Source organism: Arthrobacter sp. 2YAF22_2 (genome assembly GCF_052114645.1).
GTDB lineage: Bacteria > Actinomycetota > Actinomycetes > Actinomycetales > Micrococcaceae > Arthrobacter.
The window spans coordinates 1-3,551 of the sequence record NZ_JBFRFD010000396.1; the positions used below are offsets into that span (position 1 = coordinate 1).

2 protein-coding genes are annotated in these 3,551 nt (G+C 66.8%); both read right to left on the reverse strand.

All coding sequences use genetic code 11. The features are described from left to right. Positions 1 to 2,808, reverse strand: a 2,808-nt coding sequence (locus AB4Y86_RS14675) for a bifunctional proline dehydrogenase/L-glutamate gamma-semialdehyde dehydrogenase (protein ID WP_441402934.1), incomplete at its 3' end; no start/stop codon positions are given. A 289-nt stretch (positions 2,809 to 3,097) separates the two neighbouring features. After that, a partial coding sequence (locus tag AB4Y86_RS14680; RefSeq protein ID WP_441402935.1) for an APC family permease occupies positions 3,098 to 3,551 on the reverse strand: 454 nt, incomplete at its 5' end.

Here is a 3,551-nt window from a genome sequence, read left to right on the forward strand (position 1 = left end):
CTTCTTCCAGCCGCCGAAGGGTTGACGCTGCACGATGGCTCCGGTGATGCCGCGGTTGACGTAGAGGTTGCCAGCCTGGACGGTGTCCAGCCAGAGCGCCAGTTCGTCCGAATTGAGCGAGTGCAGGCCCGAGGTCAGTCCGTACTCGATCTGGTTCTGGAGCGCGATGGCCTCCTCCAGGGTCTCCGCCGTCATGACTCCCAGGACCGGGCCAAAGAACTCTGTGAGGTGGAAATACGATCCGCGCCGAACCCCGTAGCGAACACCCGGGCTCCAGAGCCGGCCGGACTCGTCCAGTTGCTTCGGCTCAACGGCCCAGGCCTCGCCCTCGCCGAGGGTGGTCAACGCATCGAGGAGCTTGCCGCCGGCAGGCTCGATGATCGGCCCCATCTGGCTGGCGGGATCCTCAGGGTAGCCGACCTTGAGCGAGGTAACAGCGTCGATCAGCTGGTTGTGGAAGCGCTTGGAAGTGGCGACAGACCCCACCAGGATCACCAGCGACGAGGCGGAGCATTTCTGGCCGGCGTGGCCGAAGGCAGAGTACGCGACGTCCTTCGCGGCCAGGTCCAGGTCGGCGCTCGGGGTGACGATGATGGCGTTCTTRCCGSWGGTYTCGGCSAGCAGSGGCAGGTCYTTSCGGAAGGARCGGAACAGCTCGGCTGTCTCGTAGCCGCCGGTCAGGATGACGCGATCCACGGCGGGGTGAGAGATCAACCGCTGACCCAGCTCCCGCTCGCCCAACTGCACCATGGTCAGCACGTCGCGCGGCACGCCGGCTTCCCAGAGCGCTTCGATCATGACGGCACCGCTGCGACGGGCCTGCTTCGCGGGTTTAATCACGACGGCGGAGCCGGCCGCGAGCGCGGCGAGGGTGGAACCGGCGGGGATGGCGACCGGGAAGTTCCACGGCGGAGTCACCACGGTCAGCTTCGCCGGGACGAACGTGGCRCCGTCGACGTCGTCGAGCTTGCGTGCCGCCTCGGCGTAGTAATGCGCGAAGTCGACGGCCTCACTGACCTCGGGATCGCCCTGGTCGATCGTCTTGCCGGTCTCGCTCGCCATGACTTCGAGGAGGTCGGCTCGGCGGGACTCCAGGACGTCGCCGGCGCGGTGCAGGACCTCGGCCCGCTCGGCGCCGGTGAGGGCGCCCCAGGCCTTGCCCTTGGCCAGGGCAGTGTCGATGACGGCGTCCAGGGTCGCCTCATCGGTGATGGTGGCGGCCTCGACGGCGGCGTTGCCCAGCATGGAGGTCGCCACGCGGCCCAGGATGGCGCGGCCCCAGTCGCGGTTGGCGGGCAGCGACGGATCGGTATCCGCGGTGTTTTCGAAGGAGTCGGCCGGCATCGGCCCAGCCGGAAGGGCTCGGTTCTGCAGGCGGTTCGGGACCGGGACGTCGTCGTCGAGCTTAGCGAGCGAGGCGAGGAAACGCTGCTTCTCGCGCTCGAAGAGAGATTCGTTTTCGCTGAGCTCAAACACGGCGGACATGAAGTTGTCCTGGCTGGCGCCCTCCTCGAGGCGGCGGATCAGGTAGGCGATCGCCACGTCGAACTCGGCGGGATGGACCACCGGGGTGTAGAGCAGGAGCGAGCCGACCTCTTTCCTGACGGCTTCTGCCTGGCCCTGCGCCATGCCGAGGAGCATCTCGAACTCGATACTCTGCCGTGCGGTATCCGCGATGCCGCGCTGCTTGGCCAGCAGCCAGGCGAAGGCGACGTCGAAGAGGTTGTGGCCGGCGACGCCGATCCGGACGTTGCGGACCCGGTCAGGGTGCAGTGAGTAGTTAATGACGCGCTTGTAGTTGGTATCGGTATCCTGCTTGGTGCCCCAGGTGGCGAGCGGCCAGCCGTGGACGGAGGCCTCAACCTGTTCCATCGGCAGGTTGGCGCCCTTGACCACGCGGACCTTGATCGCGGCGCCGCCGTCGGCGCGCCGGGCGGCGGCCCAGTCCTGCAGCCGGATCATCGCGGACAGGGCATCCGGCAGGTAGGCCTGGAGCACGATGCCGGCCTCCAGGTCCTTGAACTCGGGCTTGTCCAGGATCCGGGTGAAGACCGCAATGGTCATGTCCAGGTCCTTGTATTCCTCCATGTCCAGGTTGATGAACTTGGCCTTGGGGAAGGATGCCGCCCGGGCGAAGAGCGGCGTGAGCTTCTCGACCACGTGCTCCACGGCCTCCTCGAAGGCCCAGACGGAGTGCGGGGCCACGGTGGAGGAAACCTTGATGGAAACGTAGTCCACATCGGGCCGGGCGAGGAGGGTGTGCGTGCCCTCGAGCCGGCGGGAGGCTTCGTGTTCGCCCAGTACGGCCTCACCCAGCAGGTTCACGTTCAGTTTGATGCCGTCCTTGCGGATCTTCGCGATGGCCGGGCCCAGCTTGGCGTCGGTCGCGTCGACGATCAGGTGGCCCACCATTTCACGGAGCACGCGGCGCGCAATCGGGATGACGACCTGGGGCAGGACCGGGGCCATCGCCCCACCGACGCGGACCGCGCTGCGCATGTACCACGGCAGGAATGCCGGGACCTTGGGGGCAAGGGCGGCGAGGTTGCGCGCGGCGACCTGCAGGTCTTCGGGTCGGACGACGCCGTCCACGAACCCGACCGTGAAGTCCAACCCGTTCGGGTCCTTCAACACGCCGGCGAGCTGCGCGGCGGAGGCATCGACGGGTACTTCGGCCGCCGCGGTGAGCCAGCGGCGGACCAGCGCGATGGTCTCCCCGGCGAGGGCCGAGGCCTCCAGCACGGGCGAGCCTTCCGAGACGGCATCGTTGCCGGCTTCAGGCCCGGAATCCGTTGAAGTATGGGTCATGGCTGCACTCGTTCTTTCTCAATATGTGGACGGTTCTAGATTCAGTATGCGACCGGGTTTTCATAAGATAAAGCGATGTTTTCCGAGCAATACTGGTTAGAAATCTAGAACCTTCCGTCATCCCCGGCTCCCCGCGACGCTCCCGCAGATCCGGCACCCTTCCCTGCGACGCTCCCTCAGGTCCGGCGGCCTTCGGCGCGACGCTCCCGCAGATCCCGACCGGATCTGCGGGGGCGCGTCGAGGGTGGCGTGGGCGGGAGCGCCCAACGCCGTCGTCGTCCTCTCCCGGCTAGCCGACGTGGCGGTGCATCTCGACGGCTTCCTCGTGCCGCGGGCTGTCCGGGTTCATCAAGGAATGCTTGCGGCCATAACCGAAGTAGATGGCCAACCCGACGACCAGCCAGACGACGAAACGGACCCACGTCTCCCAGTGCAGTTGCACCATCAGGAACAGAGAGGCCAGCATGCCGAAGAGCGGAACCACAGGCATGAAAGGCAGCCGGAAGGTTCGCGGGGCCTCGGGCCTCTTGTAACGGAAAATAATAACGGAGAGGCAGACGACGACGAACGCGGCCAGGATGCCGATGTTCGTCAGGTCCGCGACGGCCTTGATCGGGAAGACTCCCGCCAGCACAGCCGATGCCGCGCCCGCAATCCACGTCACGCGCTGCGGGGTGCCGTGGCGGTCCGTCTTGGCAAACCAACCCGGCAGCAGGCCGTCGCGGCTCATCGAGAACCAGACC